The following is a 19519-nucleotide window of genomic DNA, read 5'->3' on the forward strand; positions in this document are numbered from 1 at the left end:
CTGGTCCGGATCCCGATTCCGACCCGGCGGGTGTGCTCATCCCTCGAGCACGTACGGGCTGACCGCGATCTCCGATCCGTCCTCGAGGGTGGCGATCTCGAAGTCCGAGAACACGGCCGGCGCGGCCTCGCGCAGCTGCCGCAGGACGTCGATCGCGAGGCCCCGGATCTCGGTGTCGGCGTGCTCGGTGGCGCGCATCCCGATGAAGTGCCGCCACGAGCGGTAGTTGCCGGTCACGACGATGCGGGTCTCGGTGGCGTTCGGCAACACCGACCGGGCCGCCTGCCGGGCCTGCTTGTGCCGCAACATCGGGTTGGGCACGTCCGCGAACCTCTCCTCGAGCCTCGCGAGCATCTCCGCGTAGGCGTCGCGTGAGGCGTCGGTGGCCCGGCGGAAGATCTCGACCAATTCCGGGTCGTCGGCGATCGCCGGGGGCGGGACGACCTTCGAGTCGTGCTCCGGGACGAACCGCTGGGAGAGCTGGCTGTAGGAGAAGTGTCGGTGCCGGATCAGCTCGTGGGTACAGGATCGTGAGATACCGGTGATGTAGAAGGTCACGCTGGCGTGCTCGAACACCGACAGGTGCCCCACCTCGAGGATGTGACGGAGGTACCCCGCGTTGGTCGCGGTGCGCGGGTTGGGCTTGTCCCAGCTCTGGTAGCACGCCCGGCCGGCGAACTCCGCGAGCGCGGACCCCCCTTCCGCGTCGGTCTCCCAGCCGACCTCGTCGGGTGGGAGGAACTCGGTGTGCGCGACCATGCGGACCTGCCGCCGGACGAGCTCGGACATGATGGGTCTCCTCGTGGTGACGTGGTGCGCCCGGCGGTTCAGCCGAGCAGGTGTGCGGCGACCGTGGCCGCGACCTCGGCGACGGCGTCGAGGTCCTCGCGTGTGGGTTCGCCCGTGAGCTGTGCGGCCGGGCCCACGGCACGTAGGCCCCAGCCGGTCGTGATGCGTTCGACGGAGGTGACCGCACCCGCTGTGTCGTTGTCGCCGTGCACGCACAACGCGTAGGGGCGGCCGGAGACCGCGCCCTCGCAGGTGTAATAGGTGCGGTCGAAGAAGTGCTTGAGCGCACCGGACATGTACCCGAAGTTCGCCGGGGTGAGCAGGACGTAGCCGTCGGCTCGCAGGACGTGGTCGTCGGTGGTGGCCAGGGCGGGTACCGACTCCACCGCGATGCCCTCCAGCTCCGGATGGGCGAGCCCGGTCTCGAGGGCCTCCAGGATGCGACGCAGCCGCGGCGACGGCGCGTGGTGGACGAGCAACACGGTGCTCATCGCGGGTCCCCTCCCGGCGCCGATTCGGCCTCGTGCAGCGAGATGGCCGTGCGCATCATCTCCCGCGCCCGGACGCGGTCACCGGCGTGGTCGTAGGCGCGCGCGAGACGGTAGGTGGACCGCCAGTCGTCCGGCGCCGCCTGGTACTCGGCGCTGACGCGGTCGAACAGCTCGTCGGCCGCGTCACGCTCGAGACGGCCGGAGGGGCGCCGGTCTAGCCCGGTGAGGTCCAGCTCCACGCCCTCGGCGGCGGCCGCGGCCGAGATCTTCTGCAGCTCCAGCCCGTTGCGCACGATCGCCCAGGTGGCCCACGCCCCGACGACGGCGAGCAGGAGGATCCCCACCCCGAGACCACGGACGGACAGGTGCTCCGAGGCGCGGAACATCGACCACCCCAGGTAGAGCAGGTAGAGGAAGGCCACCACCAGGCCCGCCGCGGTGAGGGCCATGACCAGGGGTTTGACGACTCTGTCCACTGTGGGCGACCTACAGATCCATGAAGGCGTCGAGTCCCACGGTCAGCCCCGGGGCTCCGGCGATCGAGCGGACACCCAGCAGGACGCCGGGGGCGAACGAGGACCGGTCCAGCGAGTCGTGACGGATCGTCAGGGTCTCCCCCTGCGTCCCGAGGAGCACCTCCTGGTGCGCGACCAGGCCGGTCAGCCGGACGGAGTGGACGCGGACGCCGTCGACGTCGGCTCCCCTGGCACCGTCGAGCGCGGTGGAGGTCGCGTCCGGCGACGGACCGAGCCGCGCCTCGGCCCGCGCGGCGCCCATCATGGCGGCCGTGCGGTACGCGGTGCCGGACGGCGCGTCCGCCTTGTTCGGGTGATGGAGCTCGATGATCTCGGCGGACGGGAAGTACTTCGCCGCCTGCACGGCGAACCTCATCATGAGGATCGCGCCGATCGCGAAGTTGGGTGCGACCAACACCCCGGTGTCCGGACTGTCGGCGAGCCAACCGCGGAGGGCCTCGAGGCGCTCGTCGGTGAACCCGGTCGTGCCGACCACGGCGTGGATGCCGTTGGCGACGCAGAACTCCAGGTTGCCCATGACCACATCGGGATGGGTGAAATCGACCACGACCTCGGCCCCCGCGTCGACGAGCGCGCTGAGCGGGTCGCCCTGGTCGACCTCGGCGACGAGCTCCAGGTCCCCGGCCGCGCGAACGGCCTCGCAGATCGCCGAACCCACCTTGCCGCGTGCCCCGAGCACCCCGACCTTCGTCACCGTCATCGTCTCCTCCGTGGTCATCGTCGTCCTCCCCAGACTATCCGCCGACGCGCGCGAGCAATCCCGCCGCGCCGTCGTCCGGCATGCCGGGTCCGACGGCGGCCAGGCACCAGGGTGCGGACTCGGCGCCCCAGTAGTCGGCGACCTCACCGGCGGTGACCCGCCGCAGCCGGGCCACGGAGTCCTCGACCGTCACGACCCGGTCGCGGTCGAGCAGGTGTCGTCCGATCCGCGTCATCCGGGACAGGGGGTCGTCCAGGCCGAGCCTGATGGAGCCCGTGAGGTGCCCGATCGCACGGTCCACCTCGTCGGACGAGGGCGGCGCCGTGCGCATCCCGTCGACGACGTCGCCGAGTTCCCCGAGCAGCGATCCGACGCGGTCGACGGGGCAGCCGGCGACCACGGTGAGCAGCCCGGTCGGGTGGAACTGGTCCATGCCGGCGTAGACCGTATAGGCCAGACCGAGCTCCTCCCGGATCCGTTGGAACAGGCGCGAGCTCAGCCCGCCGCCCAGGACCGCGGTGCCGATCTGGGCGGCCGCTCGGTCGCCGTGACCCCGCGCGGGGGTGCGGCGGGCCAGCGCGAGCAGTGCCTGCTCGGAGTCCTCGTCCTCGCCGACCAACACCGGAGCGGTCGCCCAGCCGGGGTCAGCGCGGTCGACGGCGAGCCGCCCGCGAGCCGTGACGATGGACCGCGGGCTCCCGCCCGGCCGGGCGGGAGCATCCGCGCCGGGGAGACTCCGCGCCACCGCCACGGGCAGCGGTCCGCAGGCGATCCGGGCGACGAGCGCGTGGTGGTCGATGCGTCCCGCGGCCGCCACCACGACGTCTCCGGAGCCGAGGATGCGCTGGTGGAACGCTCTGAGGGTGTCGGTGTCGAGCGCCTCGACCGACTCCTCCGTGCCGATCACCGGGCGGGCGAGCGGATCGCGTCCCAGGGCCGCGGTGGCCACCAGCTCGCACGCGAGGTCCTCCGGATCGTCCGCCCGACCCGCCAGTTCGTCGAGCACCACGTCGCGCTCCACCTCGACGTCCTCCGGGTCGCAGGACCCGTTGGCCACCACGTCCACCAGGACGTCGACGGCGGTGTCCAGCCCCTCGGCGGGGACCTGGACGTGGTAGCACGTGTGCTCGCGCCCGGTGTAGGCGTTGAGGTCGCCCCCGAGCAGGTCGATCCGCTCGGACAGCTCGCGCCCGGACGCGGTGGTCGTGCGTTTGAACAGGACGTGCTCGAGGAAGTGGGCCGCGCCGTGCTCGTCGGGGCCCTCGTCCGCCGACCCGGCGCCTATCCAGATGCCGACCGCGGCGGTGTGGCACCACGGGAGTTCCTCGGTCACCACTCTGACGCCGGGGATCGTCCGGTCCACGCGGATCTCTGGGTTCACGGCCCTCCATCGTCGGTCTGCTTCTCGCGGCTCGAACGAACGAGGCACGCACCCCGCGCGGGGTGCGTGCCTCGGATGTGCCCGGGCCCCTCCGGGGGCGCCGGGCACGGGATCAGTCGTCGCCGCCGGCGTCCGCGTCGGAGCCGTTGTCGGAGTCCTCGCCCACGGGCACGAGGCTGATCTTGCCGCGGTTGTCGATGTCGGCGATCTCGACCTGCATCTTGTCGCCGACGTTCACCACGTCCTCGACCTTGCCGACGCGCTTGCCGCCGCCGAGCTTCGAGATGTGGACCAGGCCGTCACGGCCCGGCAGCAGCGACAGGAACGCGCCGAAGGGCGCGGTCTTGACCACGGTGCCGAGGAACCGCTCGCCGACCTTGGGCAGCTGCGGGTTGGCGATGGCGTTGATCTTGTCGATCGCGGCCTGCGCCGACTCGCCGTCGGTGGCGCCGATGTACACGGTGCCGTCGTCCTCGATCGAGACGGACGCGCCGGTCTCCTCGGTGATCGAGTTGATCATCTTGCCCTTGGGCCCGATGACCTCGCCGATCTTGTCGACGGGGACCTTGATCGCGATGATGCGCGGCGCGAGCGGGCTCAGCTCGTCCGGCTCGTCGATCGCCTCGGCCATCACGTCCAGGATGGTCAGGCGGGCCTCACGGGCCTGCGTGAGCGCACCGGCCAGGACCTCTGACGGGATGCCGTCGAGCTTCGTGTCCAGCTGCAGCGCGGTGACGAACATCCCGGTGCCGGCGACCTTGAAGTCCATGTCGCCGAACGCGTCCTCGGCACCGAGGATGTCGGTGAGGGCCACGTAGCGGGTCTCGCCGTCGACCTCGTCGGAGACGAGGCCCATCGCGATGCCGGCGACGGGCGCCTTGAGCGGCACGCCGGCGTTGAGCAGCGACAGCGTCGACGCACACACCGAGCCCATGGAGGTGGAACCGTTGGACCCGAGCGCCTCGGAGACCTGGCGGATGGCGTAGGGGAACTCCTCGACGCTGGGCAGCACCGGCATGAGGGCACGCTCGGCGAGCGCGCCGTGGCCGATCTCGCGACGCTTGGGCGAGCCCACGCGGCCGGTCTCACCGGTGGAGTACGGCGGGAAGTTGTAGTGGTGCATGTAGCGCTTGCTGGTCTCGGGCCCGAGCGAATCGATCTGCTGGGCCATCTTGACCATGTCGAGCGTCGTGACGCCCATGATCTGGGTCTCGCCGCGCTCGAACAGCGCGGATCCGTGGGCGCGCGGGATGACCTCGACCTCGGCGGACAGCGCGCGGATGTCGCGCACGCCGCGGCCGTCGATCCGGAAGTGGTCGGTGAGGATCCGCTGGCGGACGATCTTCTTGGTCAGCGACTTGAACGCGGCACCGATCTCGCCGAGGCGGTCGGCGAAGCGGTCGGCGAGCTCGTCGAGCACGGACGCCTTGAGCTCGTCGGTCGCGACCTCGCGGTCCTGCTTGTCCGCGATGCGCATGATGTCGGCGAGCTTGGTCTCCGCGACCTCGGCGACGGCGGCGTACGCGTCGTCCGCGTACGGCGGGAACAGCGGGAACTCGCGCGGCGTCCCGGGCGCGGCGGTGGCCAGTGCCTGCTGGGCGGCGCACAGCTCCGCGATGAACGGCTTGGCGGCCTCGAGCCCCTGGGCGACGACCTCCTCGGTGGGCGCCTGTGCGCCGCCGGCGATCTTCTCGATGACGTTGTCGGTGGCCTCGGCCTCGACCATCATGATCGCGACGTCCGCGTCGTCACCCGAGCCGACGACGCGGCCGGCGACGACCATGTCGAACACGGCCCCCTCGAGCTGCTCGGAGGTCGGGAACGCGACCCACTGGCCGGCCGGGTCGGCGGCCGTGGGGATGAGCGCGACGCGCACGCCGCCGACGGGACCCGAGAAGGGCAGCCCGGACAGCTGGGTGGACGCGGAGGCGGCGTTGATGGCCACCACGTCGTAGAGGTCCTTGGGATCGAGGCTCATGACGGTCACGACGACCTGGACCTCGTTGCGGACACCGTCCGCGAAGGTCGGGCGCAGCGGCCGGTCGATGAGACGGCACGTGAGGATCGCGTCCGTGCTGGGGCGACCCTCACGACGGAAGAACGAGCCGGGGATGCGGCCGGCGGCGTACATCCGCTCCTCGACATCCACCGTCAGGGGGAAGAAGTCGAAGTGGTCCTTGGGGTGCTTGCCCGCGGTGGTTGCGGACAGCAGCATCGTGTCGTCGTCGAGGTAGGCGACGACCGAGCCGGCGGCCTGCTTGGCCAGCCGGCCGGTCTCGAAACGGACCTCGCGGCGGCCGAAGTCGCCGTTGTCGATGGTCGCGACGGATTCGAAGACGCCGTCTTCGATCTCGACGGCCGTGATCTGTGACATGTGTTTCCTGTCGTATCGGGGGCGATGGGGCCTCGCGGCGGATCCGGGTCCGCCGGGGCCGCCGGTCACGTGTCAAGGGGGTCCCGGTACGACCTCGGCCTTCGATCGAAGCGGCCGGAACGGCACTCACGCGGCTCTCAACGACCCCGCGTGCGTCGGGTTCCGGCGGCCACTACCGAGGACCGCCAATCGGACCTGTCGACCACCCCGGCACGTGCGCACCGGCTGCACCTGAGGCTATCAGGGATAAACGCCCGGGTCACCGGGGCGCGCGGGCACCGCCCCCCGACGCGAGGGAAGCCGCGCCGCCCGGATGCGGACGATCCCCGCCCTCACGTTGAGGGCGGGGATCGTCGACGGGTCCGGGCGGGCCGGTGTCAGCGGCGCAGGCCGAGGCGCTCGATCAGCGAGCGGTAGCGCGCGATGTCGACCTTGGCGATGTACTTGAGCAGCCGACGACGACGGCCGACCAGCAGCAGCAGGCCACGACGCGAGTGGTGGTCGTGCTGGTGGGTCTTGAGGTGCTCGGTAAGCTGCTGGATGCGACGGGTGAGCAGCGCGACCTGGGCCTCGGGGGACCCGGTGTCGGTCTCGTGGACCCCGTACTCGGCCAGAACGGCCTTCTTCTCTTCGGTGCTCAGCGCCATGATGACTCCTGGTTGTTCCAGTCCGCGAAAATGTGAGGCCACCGCCGCCGCGGACCGCAGCAGGGCCGACCGGCTACGTTACCAGCCGGGGGCGGCGGTCCCAATTCGGGCGCGGTCAGGCCCCGAGCACGGTGCGGGTGCGTCGGACGTCGCGGTCCATCGCCACGAGCAACTCGTCCACGGAGGAGAACTTCTCCATGTCGCGCACGTGGTCGACGAAGTCGACGGCCGCCGTCCGGCCGTACAGGTCGGCGGACTCGTCCAGCACGAACGCCTCGACACTGCGCGCGGCGTCCCCGAACGTCGGGTTGGTGCCGACGGAGATCGCGGACGCGTACGGGCGCCCCGGGACGATCGACCCGTCCACCGGGCCGTCGTCGAGGACGGTGAACCAGCCCGCGTACACGCCGTCGGCGGGGACCGCGGTGTGCTCGGGCAGGTCGAGATTGGCGGTCGGGTAGCCCAGGTCCCGACCCCCTCGCCCGGCGCCGTGCACGACGACGCCCGAGACGCGGTGGGGGCGGCCGAGGATCTCCGCGGCGGCGGCGACGTCGGACTCCGACAGCAGGCGCCGGATCCGACTCGAGGAGACGGTCTCGCCGCCGGACTCCAGCAGGTCGACCACCTCGCACGCGATCCCCCGCTCCGCGCACAGGGCACGCATCGTCTCGGGGGTGCCGGCGGCACTGCGACCGAACGTGAAGTTGCGACCGACGGTGACGGCGCGGGCGTGGAGCCCGGAGACGAGGACGCGGTCCACGAACTCGTCGGGCTCCCACGAGGCCATCTCGCGGTCGAAGGGCAGCGCGAAGACGGCGTCCACGCCGAATCCCCCCGCGAGCTCGGCGCGCCGGGCGAGGGGGGTGAGGACGGACGGGTGCGTGCCCGGCCGGACGACCTCGACGGGATGGGGGTCGAAGGTCACCAGCACCGGGCTGGCACCGAGTTCGCGACCCGCTCCGACCGCGCGGTCCACGAGGGCGCGGTGCCCCCGGTGGAGTCCGTCGAACACCCCGAGGGCGACGGAGGTCCCGCCGTCGGGGATCACGATCTCGTCGAACGTCCGCCACAGCTGCACGGCGACCACCTTACGCGCGGGGTTCACAGCCCCGCCGGGCGCATGACCACGACCGGAGCGGCGCGGCGTCCGGACTCCGAGACCAGCGCCGCGACACGACCGTCCGGGCCCACGGCGGCGACGACGCCGGTGTCACCCCGGGCCTCGAGCCACCGTCCGTGGCGGAGCCCCTCGGCGGCGTCCGCGTCGATGTCGCGGCGGGGGAACGCGGCCAGGGCGGCCGCGTCGAGGTCGAGGGACAGGGTCGGCGCGGCCTCCAGCTCGTCGAGCGTGCGGGCGACATCGAGGCCGAACGGTCCGACCCGGGTCCGGCGCAGCGCCGTGAGGTGGCCCCCGACGCCGAGCGCGGCGCCGAGGTCACGGGCGAGCGCGCGGATGTAGGTCCCCGTGGAGCAGTCGACGACGACGACGAGGTCGATCACCGCCCCGGCGCGGACCCGCTCGAGCACGTCGAACCGGGAGACGGTGACCCGCCGGGACCGGAGCTCGACCTCCTCCCCCGCCCGCACCCTGTCGTAGGCCCGCCTCCCGTCGACCTTGATCGCGCTGACCGCCGACGGCACCTGGTCGATCTCCCCCGTCAGGTCGGCCACGGCCGCGTCGATCGCGGTGTCGGTCACCGCGGAGGCGTCCACGGTCGCGGTGGTCTCCCCCTGGGCGTCGTCGGTGGTCGTGGTCTCGCCGAGGCGGATGGTCGCCTCGTAGGACTTGGTCTCCAGCGCGAGCATGCCGAGCATCTTGGTGGCGCGTTCGATGCCCACGACGAGCACACCCGTGGCCATGGGGTCGAGGGTGCCGGCGTGTCCGACCTTGCGGGTGCCGAAGAACCTGCGCAGTCGCGCCACCACGTCGTGGCTGCTCATCCCCCCGGGCTTGTCCACGACCACCAGGCCGGGTTCGGGGGCGGGACGGGGGTCGGGTCTGCGCGGCGTCACGGCCCCACGCTATCGACACCCGCGGGCCGCAGCACGATCGCCGAGGCCACGTGGCCGCCCCGGACGGCCCAGCGGCCGTGGAACTCGGTCGCGTCCGGGCCGCCGTCCACCGTCTGCGCGTCGACGAGGATCCGCGAGACGAGCGTGCCCCGGACCACCTCGTCGTCGTCCCCGTCGGGTACCAGGGTGATGTGCGCGTCGGCGAACCCCAGCCACCGGTGGGTGAGCGGGAACCACGCCTTGTACGTGGCCTCCTTCGCGGTGAACAGCAGCGCGTCCCACGCCACCGACGGCATCTCCGTGCGCGCGGCACGCACCCACGCCGCCTCCTCCGGCAGCGACACCGCCTCGAGCACCCCGTCGGCGAGCGGTTCGTGCCGTTCGACGTCCAATCCCACCGATCGCACCCGACCGGCCCGGGCCAGCGCGGCCGCGCGCAGACCGTCGGTGTGCGTCAGCGTGCCCACGAGCCCCGGGGGCCACACCGGCACGCCCCGCGCGCCCCGAAGCACCGGACCGGGCGGCACCCCGAGCCGCGTCATGGCCGCCCGCGCACAGGCCCGCGCCCCGGCGAAGTCGACCCGCCGCCGCTCCACCGCCGCACCGATCTGCTCGACCTCCACCGGGTACAACGACGCCAGCAGGGCGGCGTCGTCCATGCCGAGCTCCGTGTCGGTCACCACTGCCACGTCGTCGGGGAACAGGTCACCGGGGAACGAATCGGCCGTCACCGCTCCTCCTCGAGCTCCGGAGCGCTCTCCCCGGGCCGGGCGAGCCGCGGCATGCCGTCGCCGCCGCGCACCCACCGCACCTGCGGCGCGTCCGGGGCGGGCAGGATCTGGCGTGTCAGCGGCTCCGGACGCCCACGGGCCCCCCACTCCCGCGGGTAGCCCAGCGAGACCTCCTCGAAGCGCACGCCGTCGTGCACGGTCGTGCGCGGGATGTGCAGGTGCCCGTAGACACACGCGGTCGCCCGGTAGCGGCGGTGCCAGTCGGCCGTCTGCTCGGTCCCGCACCACAGCGCGAAGTCGGGGTGGCGTAGTACGCGCGTGGGCTCGCGCAACAGCGGCCAGTGGTTGATCAGCACGGTCGGATGGGCGGGGTCGAGGCGCGCCAGCCGGGTCGTGGTGGCCACGAGACGCTCCCGGCACCACGCCACGGCGTCGCCGAACGGGCCCGGGTCGATGAGGAACTCGTCGGACGCCACCACCCGGCGTTCGCGCGCCCCGGCCAGGGCCTCCGCGCGGGCCTGCCCCGCCACGGGGGTCCAGCTGTAGTCGTAGAACAGGAACATCGGCACCACCCACGCCGGCCCGCCGGGGCCGGTCCACAGGGGGTAGGGGTCCTCGGGGGTGTCCACGCCGATCGCCCGGCACGCCTCCACCAGCCGGTCGTACTTCGTGGTGGAGGACATCCCCTCGTCATCGCGCCCGATCCACAGCTCGTGGTTGCCGGGCACCCAGATCACGCGCTCGAACCGGGCCGCCAGACGCTCCAGGGCGTCCACCACGTGGCGGGTCTTCTCCGCGACGTCTCCGGCCACGATCAGCCAGTCGCCCGGGTGGCCGGGCTGGAGGTCGTCCACCACGTCGGCGTTCCCGCGGTGGCCCACGTGCAGGTCGGACACCGCCCGTAGCGACGGACCCGCCTCCGCGCCGGTACCCGCGGTCATCCGGCGGCCTCCGCGTCGGCTCCGGCGGCCTCCGGGGTGCGCGCGCCGAGGACCACCCACCGGTCACCGCGCACCCGCATCCCCACGGCGACGAGGCGCATCCCCACGAAGACACCCATCCCCCACCAGATCCCCGTCAGGCCCCACCCGAAGTGCCGGGTCGCCAGGAGAACGGGCAGGAACCCGCACAACGCGGCGATCACCGTGCTCGTGCGCAGGTACGCCGCGTCCCCGGCGCCGAGCAGGACCCCGTCGAGACCGAACACGACCGCCGCCGGCAGGACGACGACCGCCATGCCGATCAGCGCCACCACCAGCCGGTCCGCCACCCCGGCGTCGCCGGCCAGCAGGGTCGCCAGCGGCTCACGGAAGAGCACGGTCACCAGCGCGAGCGCGACCCCCAGACCGAGTGACCACACGACGACGGCCCGGGCCAGCGCCCGACCGTGCGCGGCCAGACCGGCGCCCAGGGCGGCGCCCACGAGCGATTGCGCGGCGATGGCCACGGAGTCCAGGACGAGCGAGTACAGCGACCACAACTGCTGCGCGAGATGGTGGGCGGCGAGCGAGTTGACGCCCGCCGCGGCGGCGGCCGTGGTGGCCACGGCGAAGGTGATCTGGAACGACGCGGTACGGATGACGAGATCGACGCCCATCCGCAGCTGGCTGACGATGACGGCCCGGCGGGGACGCAGCGAACCCGTGTGCTCGAGGACCAACGCGGTGAGGAAGCCGCCCGCCATGAGCAGCTGACCGGCGAGGTTGGACCAGGCGCTGCCGACCAGACCCATCTCCGGCGCGGGTCCCAGTCCGGGGACCAGCACCACGCAGCCGACGGTCGACACGCCGATCCCGACGGCCACCAGCACGAGCGGGGTGCGCAGGCGCTGGACGCCGCGCATCCATCCGTGGCCGGCCGAGGCGACGAGGATGCAAGGGATACCCCACACGGCCACCCGCAGCCACTCGGCGGCGCCCGCGGCCACCTCGGCGTCGGCGGCGAGGGCGCGGGTGAGCGGGCCCATCAGCGCCGATACCGCGGCGACCACGAGCGCTCCGACGCCGAGGGCGATCCACGTCGCCTGCACGCCCTCGGCGACCGCATCAGCGCGCCGACCGGCGCCGTGTAGCCGCGCGGACCGGGCGGTGGTCCCGTAGGACAGGAAGTTCATCTGGGTGCCCAGCACGAGCAGCACGAGCGCGCCGACGCCGAGGGCCGCGAGCGCGTCCGCGCCCTGTCGGCCCACGATGATGCCGTCGACCAACAGGTAGACGGGCTCGGCCGACAGCACCGGCAGAACGGGCAGCGCGATGGACCACAGGCGTCGGCCGATCGCCCCGACCCCGACCTCCGGAGCCGGCACCGGTGCCGGCTCCGGCCGCGGCGCCGACCGCGGCGCGGTGGGCGCGGGGTCAGCCGAGGAGTTCACGGAGCCTCGCACTCACGGCGTCGAGGTCACCGCGGACGGTGCAGCCGGCCGCAGACGGGTGTCCGCCGCCGCCCAGAGCCCCGGCCACGACCGAGACGTCGATCGCCTCGCGGTCCGCGTCACCCCGGGAGCGCAGCGAGACGGCCCACTCCCCCGGCCGGTACTCCTTGAGCAGGACCGCCACCCGTGCCTCGCGGACGCCCCGCAGATGGGACACGAGCGACTCGACGTCGTCGTCGTCCGCCCCGGCGATCACCTCGTACGGGACCGCGAGCCAGACCGCGCCCCGTCCCCCCACGGCGTCGACGTCCAGACGGACGGTGGCGAGCAGCTCACCCAGGACCCGCAGCCACGTGAAGGAACGGGCGTCGAGCAGGTCGTACGCGAGCTCCTCCGACTCCGCCCCGGCCTCGAGCAGGCGGCGGGCGGTCTCGTGCGCGTCCGACCCGCCCCACCGGAAGGACCCGGTGTCGGTGACGAGACCGGCGTAGAGACTGGTGGCGATGTCGGCGTCGACGACGTAGCCGCCGGCGTCGAGCACCTCCAACACGAGCGAGGCGGTCGACGCGGCGGTCGGGTCGAGATACATGTGCGATCCGAAACCCGGGTTCGATCCGTGGTGGTCGACCACCAGCACCTCGGAGGCGCTCTCCGCCAGCCGTTCCCAGGCCCCGGCCCGGTCGGGGCTCGCACAGTCCAGGGTCACCACGAGGCCGCCGTGGGCGGGCACCCGGGACAGCGGGATCACCCGGTCGGTGCCCGGGATGGCGCGCAGCGCGTCCGGGACCACGCCGGGGTCGAACGAATGGTGGACGGTCACGCCGACCGCGCGCAGCGCCCGGGCCAGACCGCAGGAGCTGCCCAGGGCGTCGGCGTCCGGGCGGACGTGACAGAGCACGGTCACCTCGCGGTGCCGCCCCAACACGTCCGCCGCCCCCGCGGCGTCCACCGCCGTGGTCACCGGTCGTCGTCCTCCGGTCGGTCCTCCTCCGGCTTCCGATAGGGGTCCTCGTCACCGGCCGGACGCGCGTTCTCGGCCGCACGACGGACCTGCTCGTCGCTGGCCCGCGCCCTGGCGAGGAGTTCCTCCATGTGCCGCGCGGCGTCGGGCACGGAGTCGAGCACGAACGTGAGCTCCGGGGTGAACTTGACCCCGGTCTGCCTGCCGACCATCGTGCGCAGACGCCCCCGCGCGGCGGTCAACGCCGCCTCCGCGGCCTCGAGGTCCGGCTCCTCGTCGAGGGTCTCGCCCCGAACCGTGTAGTACAGGGTGGCGACCCGCAGGTCCGCGGTGATGCGCGAGTCGGTGATGGTGACGTACTCGAGACGCGGATCCTTGATCTCGTGCTCGATGGCCGTCGCGACGATCTCGCCGATCCGCTTGCCGAGCCGTCCCGCGCGTCCCTTGCCGGTCATGGCGATCCTCCTTGACATGGTGCGACCGCTGGGCGGTCACGTGTTGACGAGCGCACCGCGGGGGCAGGTCCGTACGATACGGAACCCGCCCCCACGGTGTGCTCTGCGACGTCAGTCGCGCGGCTTCTCGACGAGCTCGTACGTCTCGATCACGTCGCCGATCTTGATGTCGGAGTACGTCACCGTCAGACCGCACTCGAAGCCCTCGCGGACCTCGGTCACGTCGTCCTTCTCGCGGCGCAGCGAGGAGACGGTCATCTCCTCCACGACCACGTTGCCGTCGCGGATGAGCCGCGCCTTGGCGTTACGCCGCATGATGCCGTCGAGCACCATACAACCGGCGATGTTGCCCACCTTGGAGGAGCGGAAGATCTGGCGGATCTCCGCCTGACCGAGCTGCTTCTCCTCGTAGATCGGCTTGAGCATGCCCTTGAGCGCGCTCTCGATCTCGTCGATCGCCTGGTAGATGATCGAGTAGTACCGGATGTCGACGCCCTCGCGGTTGGCCATCTCGGTGGCCTTACCCTCCGCGCGGACGTTGAACCCGATGATCACCGCGTCGGACGCCGCCGCCAGGTTGACGTTCGTCTCGGTGACGGCGCCGACACCGCGGTCGATGACGCGCAGCTGCACCTCGTCGTCGATCTCGATACCCATGAGGGCCTCTTCGAGGGCCTCGACCGTACCGGAGTTGTCGCCCTTGATGATGAGGTTGAGCTGGCTCGTCTCCTTGAGGTGCGAATCCAGGTCCTCGAGGCTGATCCGGCGACGGCTGCGCGCGGCCATCGCGTTGCGCTTACGCGCATTGCGTCGATCGGCGATCTGCCTGGCCGTGCGGTCCTCGTCGACCACCATCAGGGTGTCGCCGGCGCCACACACGCTGGTCAGACCGATGACCTGGACCGGACGCGACGGGGTCGCCTCCTCGACGTCCTGGCCGTGCTCGTCGACCATGCGGCGCACACGACCGTATGCGTCGCCGGCGACGATCGAGTCGCCGACCCGCAGCGTGCCGCGCTGGATGAGCACGGTGGCCACGGGGCCACGACCGCGGTCGAGGTGCGCCTCGATCGCGACGCCCTGGGCGTCCATGTCCGGGTTGGCCCGCAGGTCCAGAGCCGCATCCGCGGTGAGGACGACGGCCTCGAGCAGCGAATCGATGTTCAGGTTCTGCTTGGCGGAGATGTCGACGAACATGGTGTCGCCGCCGTACTCCTCCGGCACGAGGCCGTACTCCGTCATCTGGCCACGGATCTTGTCGGGCTGCGCGCCCTCCTTGTCGATCTTGTTGACCGCCACGACGATCGGCACGTCGGCCGCCTGCGCGTGGTTGATCGCCTCGACCGTCTGCGGCATCACGCCGTCGTCCGCCGCCACCACGATGATCGCGATGTCGGTCGACTTGGCGCCGCGGGCACGCATGGCGGTGAACGCCTCGTGACCCGGGGTGTCGATGAAGGTGATCGTGCGCTCGACGTCGTCGACCGGCACGGTGACCTGGTACGCACCGATGTGCTGGGTGATGCCGCCGGCCTCACCCTCGCCGACCTTGGCGGACCGGATGCTGTCGAGCAGCCGGGTCTTGCCGTGGTCGACGTGACCCATGACGGTGACGACCGCGGGACGACGCTCGAGATCCTCTTCGCCGCCCTCGTCCTCGCCGAAGGACAGGTCGAAGGACTCGAGCAGCTCGCGGTCCTCGTCCTCGGGGCTGACGATCTGGACCTTGTACCCCATCTCCTCACCGAGGAGCTGGAGGGTCTCCGGAGTGACCGACTGCGTGGCGGTGACCATCTCGCCCAGGTTGAACAGCGCCTGGACCAGCTGCGACGGGTTGACGTCGATCTTGTCCGCGAAGTCGCTCAGCGAGGCGCCCTGAGCCAGCCGCAGGACCTGCCCACGACCGTCGGGGAGCCGGACGCCGCCGACCTCCGGTGCCCGCATCGAATCGTATTCCTGACGCTTCTGCCGCTTCGACTTGCGACCCCTGCGCGGGGCACCGCCGGGACGTCCGAACGCGCCCGCGGCACCGCCGCGACCGCGACCGCCGCCACCGGGCCGACCGCGGAAGCCACCGCCGCCCGCTGCCGGGGCGCCGCCGCCACCGCCGGGGCGGAAGCCGCCGCCGCCGGGACGTCCGCCGGGACCACCGGGCCGACCGCGGCCCGCTGCGGGCCGTGCGACCTGCCCCGGCATCTGACCGGGGTTGGGACGAGGCGGCATGTTGCCGGGGCTGGGACGGGGGCCGCCCTGGCCCGGAGCACCCTGGCGCTGCGGGGGACGGGGACCACCCTGGCCCGGTGCCGGACGTGCGCCACCCGGACGCGGACCGGCCTGCCCGGGACCCGGGCGGGGGCCGCCCTGCGGGCGCGGGGCGGGCGTGGTGCCGCTGGAGTACGGGTTGTTACCCACGCGCGGCGTCTTGGGCCCGGGCTTCGGGCCGGCCGGACGGGGGCCGGGAGCCGGGCGGGACGCCGCCGCCGCTGCGCCCGGGGTCGCACCCTGGGCGGGACGCTGCGAGCCGGGCTTCGGACCCGGTGCGGCGGGCTTGGCACCCGGCGTGGGTCCCGCGGCGGGCCTGGCGCCCGGCGTCGGTCCCGCGGCGGGCTTGGGGGCCGGCGCCGCGGGCTTGGCACCCGGGGTGGGCGCGGCCGACGGCTTCGGCGCCGCGTCGGGCGCCGCGGACCGCGGGGTCGCACCCGGACGCGGGCCCGGGGCGGGCTTGGTCGGTGCGCCCGGCTTGGGCGCGGGCCCACCGCCGGACTTGGACGCCGGTGCGGCGTTGTCGCCACCTCCGGCCGGTGCGTGCGCCTCGCGCAGGCGCCGGACGACCGGTGCCTCCAGCGTCGACGACGCGGACTTGACGAATTCTCCCTGATCGCGGAGCTTCGTCAGAAGTTCTTTACTGGTGATACCGAACTCTTTGGCCAGTTCGTGTACCCGGGGCTTGCCTGCCACTGCTCTCCTCACTGCGAGGTCTCACGGCAGGGCTGGCCGCGCGACCTCGGTCTACATTCGATGGACGTTCATCGCTGGAGCTTCACGGTGTGCTCATCGTGTCTGGTCCGTTCCTTTTCTCGTGCTCCCCCGCCGGGCCGAACGGCCGACGGGTGGTGTCGTGCGCGGGGCGCAGGGCCTCGAGCACCTCCGAGACCGCGTCCTGGGACACGTTCCCGGCGACTCGCAGCGACCTGATGAAGGCCTTGCGGTCGAGTGCTGTCGCGATGCACCGCTCATCGTGGTGCACCCAGGCTCCTCGTCCCACCGCCCGCCTACGCGGATCGGGCGAGAGCGACGCCGTCTGCGGATCGTGGACGATCCGCAGCAGCCGGGAGTCGTTATCCCGACGACGGCAACCGACGCAGGTCCGAATGGGACCCTCGTCCTCGGCGGCATCGATCCGCTGGTCTTGACGACCCGGCATACGGCCACCTCGGTCTCTCGCCGCCCGACCCGTGGGGACGGGTGGACGTGAAGTCACTGTGACAACTGATCAGTCTACAGAAGATGGCGTGTCGACACGAACGGCGCGCCCGACCGCGTGGCACCGGCGGCCGACGGGCCTCACTCCGCGTCGCTGTGGATGTCGATCCGCCACTGGGTGAGGCGGTGGGCGAGGCGGGCGTTCTGCCCCTCCTTGCCGATCGCGAGCGAGAGCTGGTAGTCGGGCACGACCACCCGGGCCGCCCTCGCCTGCTCGTCGGCGACGGTGACCGAGATCACCTTGGCCGGCGACAAGGCGTTCCCGACGAACACCGTCGGGTCGTCGTCGTAGTCGACGATGTCGATCTTCTCGCCGTTCAGCTCCGCCATCACGGCACGGACCCGGGCACCGTTCGGGCCGATGCACGCGCCCTTGGCGTTGAGACCCGAGACGGTGGACTCGACCGCGATCTTCGTGCGGTGCCCGGCCTCCCTCGCGATCGCCGCGATACGCACCGAACCGTCGCCGATCTCGGGAACCTCGAGGGCGAAGAGCCCACGGACGAGATCCGGGTGTGTCCGGGACAGTGACACGGAGGCCCCGTGCGGACCCTTGTGGACACCCACCACGTGACACTTGATGCGGTCGCCGTGCCGGTAGCTCTCGCCGGGCACCTGCTCGGCCGGGGCGATCGTGCCCTCGGTGCCGCCGTTCTCCGGACCGATGTGGACCACCACGATGCCCCGGGCGTTGGCCCGCGAATCGGACTGGATGACGCCGCTGACGACCTCACCCTCGCGCGTGACGAGATCACCGTAGATGCGATCGGTCTCCGCTTCACGCAGGCGCTGCAGGATGATCTGCCGCGCGGTCGCGGCCGCGACCCGCCCGAAGTCGGAGGGGGTGACGTCGAACTCGCCGATGCGGTTGCCGTCCTCGTCGACCTCTGCTGCCAACACGGCGACGGTGCCGGCCTTGCGGTCCAGCGCGATCCGGGCCACGCGGTGCGCTCCGTCGGTTCGCTTGTAGGCGGTGAGAAGCGCGTTTTCCAGCGTCTGCACCAGATCATCCAGCGGGATCTCGCGCTCCAGGGACAGCATGTTGAGCGCTGCCATGTCGATGTTCAACGGTCTTCTCCTTCTCGCGCGCCACGACCGGGGCCCCCCGGCTCCGACAGCAGGTCCAGCTCGTCCTCCGGGGCGGGCCGGAACTCGACCCGGATCACGGCGTGGGCCACCTGGTCCAACGCCACCGGCTCCACCTTCTTCTCCCGCGCTCCGGACACGAGACGGACCACTCCCGCGCCCTCGTCCAGGTCGCCGACCCGTGCGCGGGCCGGGCCCTTCGCGCCCTGTACGTAGGTGATATCCACCTGGCGCCCACGGGCCCGACGCCAGTGCCTCGGCTGCTCGAGGGGTGCGTCGACCCCACGGCTGGTCACCTCGAGGGTCACCGGTCGGTCGGGCCCGCCCCATCCCTCGGCGAGGGGATCGAGGTCGGTCGACAGATCGGCCAGGTCGTCGAGTGAGACCCCGGCGTCCCCGTCCACGACGATCGTCACGCGCCAGGCGGACGAGCGGGCGTCCTCCCGGATGTCCTCGAGATCGAGGCCGCGGTCGGATACCGCTCTGAGAATGTGGGCCCTGTCGGGCTCGGGGACGATCACTGTGCTCCTGGAGTGCGGGCCGGGGAACCCGTCCGGGACGCGGACGGGCCGCATCACTGTACCGCCTCGACGCCCCCACCTCCGAGCCCTGGCAGGATGTCGGAGTGCCCCATTCCGCCCCCGTGGTCCTCTCCCGCCGTCGATTCGTGGGCGCGGCCGTCTGCGTCACCGGGTTCGCGGTCGCCGGCGGCTGCGCGCTGCCCGCGGTCGTCGACCGTCCGGACCCGCTGATCCCGTTGATCGACGCTGCCACCCGCGACGCCCGCGAGTTGGCGGCTGCGGACGCCACCCACGGGGACCGCGTCGGCGCGTTGCGCCGGATCGCCGACGCCCGTCGGATGCACGCCGACGCGCTCGCGGGACTGGCGGACACCGCGGACGAGGGCGAGGGCGAGGAGCAGCCGGCGACACCGGCCCCGCCTCCGGTGTGCCCGCCCGTCGACGAGGTTCGGGCCAGGTTGCGTGCGGACGCGGCGCTGGCCGCGGACGTCGCGGCGGAGATCGACGGGGCCCGCGCCGAGATCGCCGGTGCCGTCTCCGCGGCGTGCACGGCCGCCGCCGAGGTGGTGCTCGCATGAGCCGGGCCGTGGGACTGGCGGCGGAGGACGCCGCGGTCTACGGGTACGGACTCGTCCTCTCCCGCGCCGACGCGAGTATCCGCGCGGCCGTCCGGCGCGAACTGGCCGCCCACCGTGCCCGCCGCGACGAAGCGGAACGACTGTGGCCGGGAGCCCCGCCGGCGCCGGTGGGGTACCTCGTGGGACCGGAGACCCCGTCCTCCCCGGTCCTCCTGGCCATCCGACTGGAGTCGGACTGCTGTGACGCGTGGCGGGTGGAGCTCGGCCGTTCGGACTCGCCGGAGATGCGCCGGTTCTGCGTGGACGCCCTCAGCGCGGCGGCGGTGCAGCTCGCGCGGTGGAGGACGTTGGTCCCGGGCGCCCCCTTCGAGGCGTTGCCCGGGTTCCCGCCCTCCGCCTGAC

General features: G+C 72.5%; 20 protein-coding genes. 2 read left to right on the plus strand and 18 right to left on the minus strand.

Translation table 11 applies throughout. The features are described 5' to 3' along the window. Window positions 1-36: 36 nt before the first annotated feature. The 18 genes from thyX to rimP all read right to left on the minus strand — a co-directional run bounded on the left by thyX (window position 37) and on the right by rimP (window position 18539). Window positions 37-789, minus strand: coding sequence for an FAD-dependent thymidylate synthase (thyX, locus tag DCI01S_RS02110; protein WP_007629931.1), 753 nt, complete (start codon window positions 787-789; stop codon window positions 37-39). Window positions 790-827: 38 nt separating this feature from the next. After that, window positions 828-1280: a flavodoxin family protein gene (locus DCI01S_RS02115; RefSeq protein ID WP_007629933.1), complete on the minus strand. Its 453-nt coding sequence runs from the start codon at window positions 1278-1280 to the stop codon at window positions 828-830. Then, window positions 1277-1756 carry a hypothetical protein gene (locus DCI01S_RS02120; protein ID WP_061227729.1) on the minus strand — a complete coding sequence of 160 codons (480 nt, stop codon included), beginning with the start codon at window positions 1754-1756 and terminating at the stop codon, window positions 1277-1279. Before DCI01S_RS02120 ends, DCI01S_RS02115 begins: the two co-directional genes overlap by 4 nt. 10 nt (window positions 1757-1766) lie before the next feature. Further along, on the minus strand, window positions 1767-2516 hold the full coding sequence (gene dapB, locus DCI01S_RS02125; protein ID WP_061227797.1) for a 4-hydroxy-tetrahydrodipicolinate reductase: 750 nt from the start codon (window positions 2514-2516) through the stop codon (window positions 1767-1769). Window positions 2517-2550: 34 nt separating this feature from the next. Then, entirely contained in the window at window positions 2551-3897 is a 1347-nt protein-coding gene (locus DCI01S_RS02130; protein ID WP_061227730.1) for a M16 family metallopeptidase, read from the minus strand. A gap of 112 nt (window positions 3898-4009) precedes the next feature. Further along, on the minus strand, window positions 4010-6271 hold the full coding sequence (locus DCI01S_RS02135) for a polyribonucleotide nucleotidyltransferase (protein WP_061227731.1): 2262 nt from the start codon (window positions 6269-6271) through the stop codon (window positions 4010-4012). A 377-nt stretch (window positions 6272-6648) separates the two neighbouring features. Continuing rightward, on the minus strand, window positions 6649-6918 hold the full coding sequence (rpsO, locus tag DCI01S_RS02140) for a 30S ribosomal protein S15 (protein WP_007632724.1): 270 nt from the start codon (window positions 6916-6918) through the stop codon (window positions 6649-6651). 115 nt (window positions 6919-7033) lie between these two features. Beyond that, window positions 7034-7996, minus strand: coding sequence for a bifunctional riboflavin kinase/FAD synthetase (locus tag DCI01S_RS02145; protein WP_174521505.1), 963 nt, complete (start codon window positions 7994-7996; stop codon window positions 7034-7036). A gap of 23 nt (window positions 7997-8019) precedes the next feature. Beyond that, complete coding sequence (truB, locus tag DCI01S_RS02150) at window positions 8020-8931, minus strand: tRNA pseudouridine(55) synthase TruB (RefSeq protein WP_061227733.1); 912 nt, start codon at window positions 8929-8931, stop codon at window positions 8020-8022. Next, window positions 8928-9590: a 4'-phosphopantetheinyl transferase family protein gene (locus tag DCI01S_RS02155; RefSeq protein ID WP_061227798.1), complete on the minus strand. Its 663-nt coding sequence runs from the start codon at window positions 9588-9590 to the stop codon at window positions 8928-8930. The genes truB and DCI01S_RS02155 overlap by 4 nt, the downstream gene beginning before the upstream one ends. 68 nt (window positions 9591-9658) lie before the next feature. Beyond that, window positions 9659-10603, minus strand: coding sequence for a metallophosphoesterase family protein (locus DCI01S_RS02160; protein ID WP_061227734.1), 945 nt, complete (start codon window positions 10601-10603; stop codon window positions 9659-9661). After that, window positions 10600-12033, minus strand: a complete 1434-nt coding sequence (locus tag DCI01S_RS02165) for an MATE family efflux transporter (RefSeq protein ID WP_232303084.1) — start codon at window positions 12031-12033, stop codon at window positions 10600-10602. Before DCI01S_RS02165 ends, DCI01S_RS02160 begins: the two co-directional genes overlap by 4 nt. Then, window positions 12017-12994 carry a DHH family phosphoesterase gene (locus DCI01S_RS02170; protein ID WP_061227735.1) on the minus strand — a complete coding sequence of 326 codons (978 nt, stop codon included), beginning with the start codon at window positions 12992-12994 and terminating at the stop codon, window positions 12017-12019. The genes DCI01S_RS02165 and DCI01S_RS02170 overlap by 17 nt, the downstream gene beginning before the upstream one ends. Further along, window positions 12991-13449 carry a 30S ribosome-binding factor RbfA gene (gene rbfA, locus DCI01S_RS02175; protein ID WP_007632708.1) on the minus strand — a complete coding sequence of 153 codons (459 nt, stop codon included), beginning with the start codon at window positions 13447-13449 and terminating at the stop codon, window positions 12991-12993. Before rbfA ends, DCI01S_RS02170 begins: the two co-directional genes overlap by 4 nt. Window positions 13450-13560: 111 nt before the next feature. Further along, the gene (infB, locus tag DCI01S_RS16650; RefSeq protein ID WP_082767598.1) at window positions 13561-16407 is read right to left on the minus strand and encodes a translation initiation factor IF-2; all 2847 of its coding nucleotides are present in this window, start codon (window positions 16405-16407) and stop codon (window positions 13561-13563) included. Window positions 16408-16489: 82 nt separating this feature from the next. Continuing rightward, complete coding sequence (locus DCI01S_RS02185; protein WP_082767599.1) at window positions 16490-16873, minus strand: YlxR family protein; 384 nt, start codon at window positions 16871-16873, stop codon at window positions 16490-16492. A 140-nt stretch (window positions 16874-17013) separates the two neighbouring features. Continuing rightward, window positions 17014-18000, minus strand: coding sequence for a transcription termination factor NusA (gene nusA / locus DCI01S_RS02190; protein ID WP_007632933.1), 987 nt, complete (start codon window positions 17998-18000; stop codon window positions 17014-17016). Then, window positions 17997-18539: a ribosome maturation factor RimP gene (gene rimP / locus DCI01S_RS02195; RefSeq protein ID WP_061227736.1), complete on the minus strand. Its 543-nt coding sequence runs from the start codon at window positions 18537-18539 to the stop codon at window positions 17997-17999. The genes nusA and rimP overlap by 4 nt, the downstream gene beginning before the upstream one ends. Window positions 18540-18643: 104 nt before the next feature. On the opposite strand from rimP, the gene DCI01S_RS02200 reads away from it, so the two are divergent. Together DCI01S_RS02200 and DCI01S_RS02205 are read left to right on the plus strand one after the other, a co-directional pair. Next, window positions 18644-19117: a hypothetical protein gene (locus DCI01S_RS02200; protein ID WP_063935039.1), complete on the plus strand. Its 474-nt coding sequence runs from the start codon at window positions 18644-18646 to the stop codon at window positions 19115-19117. Then, a complete protein-coding gene (locus DCI01S_RS02205; RefSeq protein WP_061227738.1) occupies window positions 19114-19518 on the plus strand; it encodes a ferritin-like domain-containing protein in 405 nt (134 codons plus the stop codon). Before DCI01S_RS02200 ends, DCI01S_RS02205 begins: the two co-directional genes overlap by 4 nt. Window position 19519: the final 1 nt, after the last annotated feature.

Origin of the sequence: Dietzia cinnamea NBRC 102147 (assembly GCF_001571065.1) — a bacterium.
Taxonomy (GTDB): domain Bacteria; phylum Actinomycetota; class Actinomycetes; order Mycobacteriales; family Mycobacteriaceae; genus Dietzia; species Dietzia cinnamea.

Bases quoted from the DNA above. Each gene is read 5' to 3' on its own strand.
- DCI01S_RS02205 (WP_061227738.1), top strand. From the start codon at position 19,114: ATGAGCCGGGCCGTGGGACTGGCGGCGGAGGACGCCGCGGTCTACGGG.
- DCI01S_RS02155 (WP_061227798.1), bottom strand. From the start codon at position 9,590: ATGGACGACGCCGCCCTGCTGGCGTCGTTGTACCCGGTGGAGGTCGAG.
- thyX (WP_007629931.1), bottom strand. From the start codon at position 789: ATGTCCGAGCTCGTCCGGCGGCAGGTCCGCATGGTCGCGCACACCGAG.
- rpsO (WP_007632724.1), bottom strand. From the start codon at position 6,918: ATGGCGCTGAGCACCGAAGAGAAGAAGGCCGTTCTGGCCGAGTACGGG.
- DCI01S_RS02135 (WP_061227731.1), bottom strand. From the start codon at position 6,271: ATGTCACAGATCACGGCCGTCGAGATCGAAGACGGCGTCTTCGAATCC.
- DCI01S_RS02115 (WP_007629933.1), bottom strand. From the start codon at position 1,280: ATGAGCACCGTGTTGCTCGTCCACCACGCGCCGTCGCCGCGGCTGCGT.
- dapB (WP_061227797.1), bottom strand. From the start codon at position 2,516: ATGACGGTGACGAAGGTCGGGGTGCTCGGGGCACGCGGCAAGGTGGGT.
- rbfA (WP_007632708.1), bottom strand. From the start codon at position 13,449: ATGACCGGCAAGGGACGCGCGGGACGGCTCGGCAAGCGGATCGGCGAG.
- DCI01S_RS02160 (WP_061227734.1), bottom strand. From the start codon at position 10,603: ATGACCGCGGGTACCGGCGCGGAGGCGGGTCCGTCGCTACGGGCGGTG.
- DCI01S_RS02185 (WP_082767599.1), bottom strand. From the start codon at position 16,873: ATGCCGGGTCGTCAAGACCAGCGGATCGATGCCGCCGAGGACGAGGGT.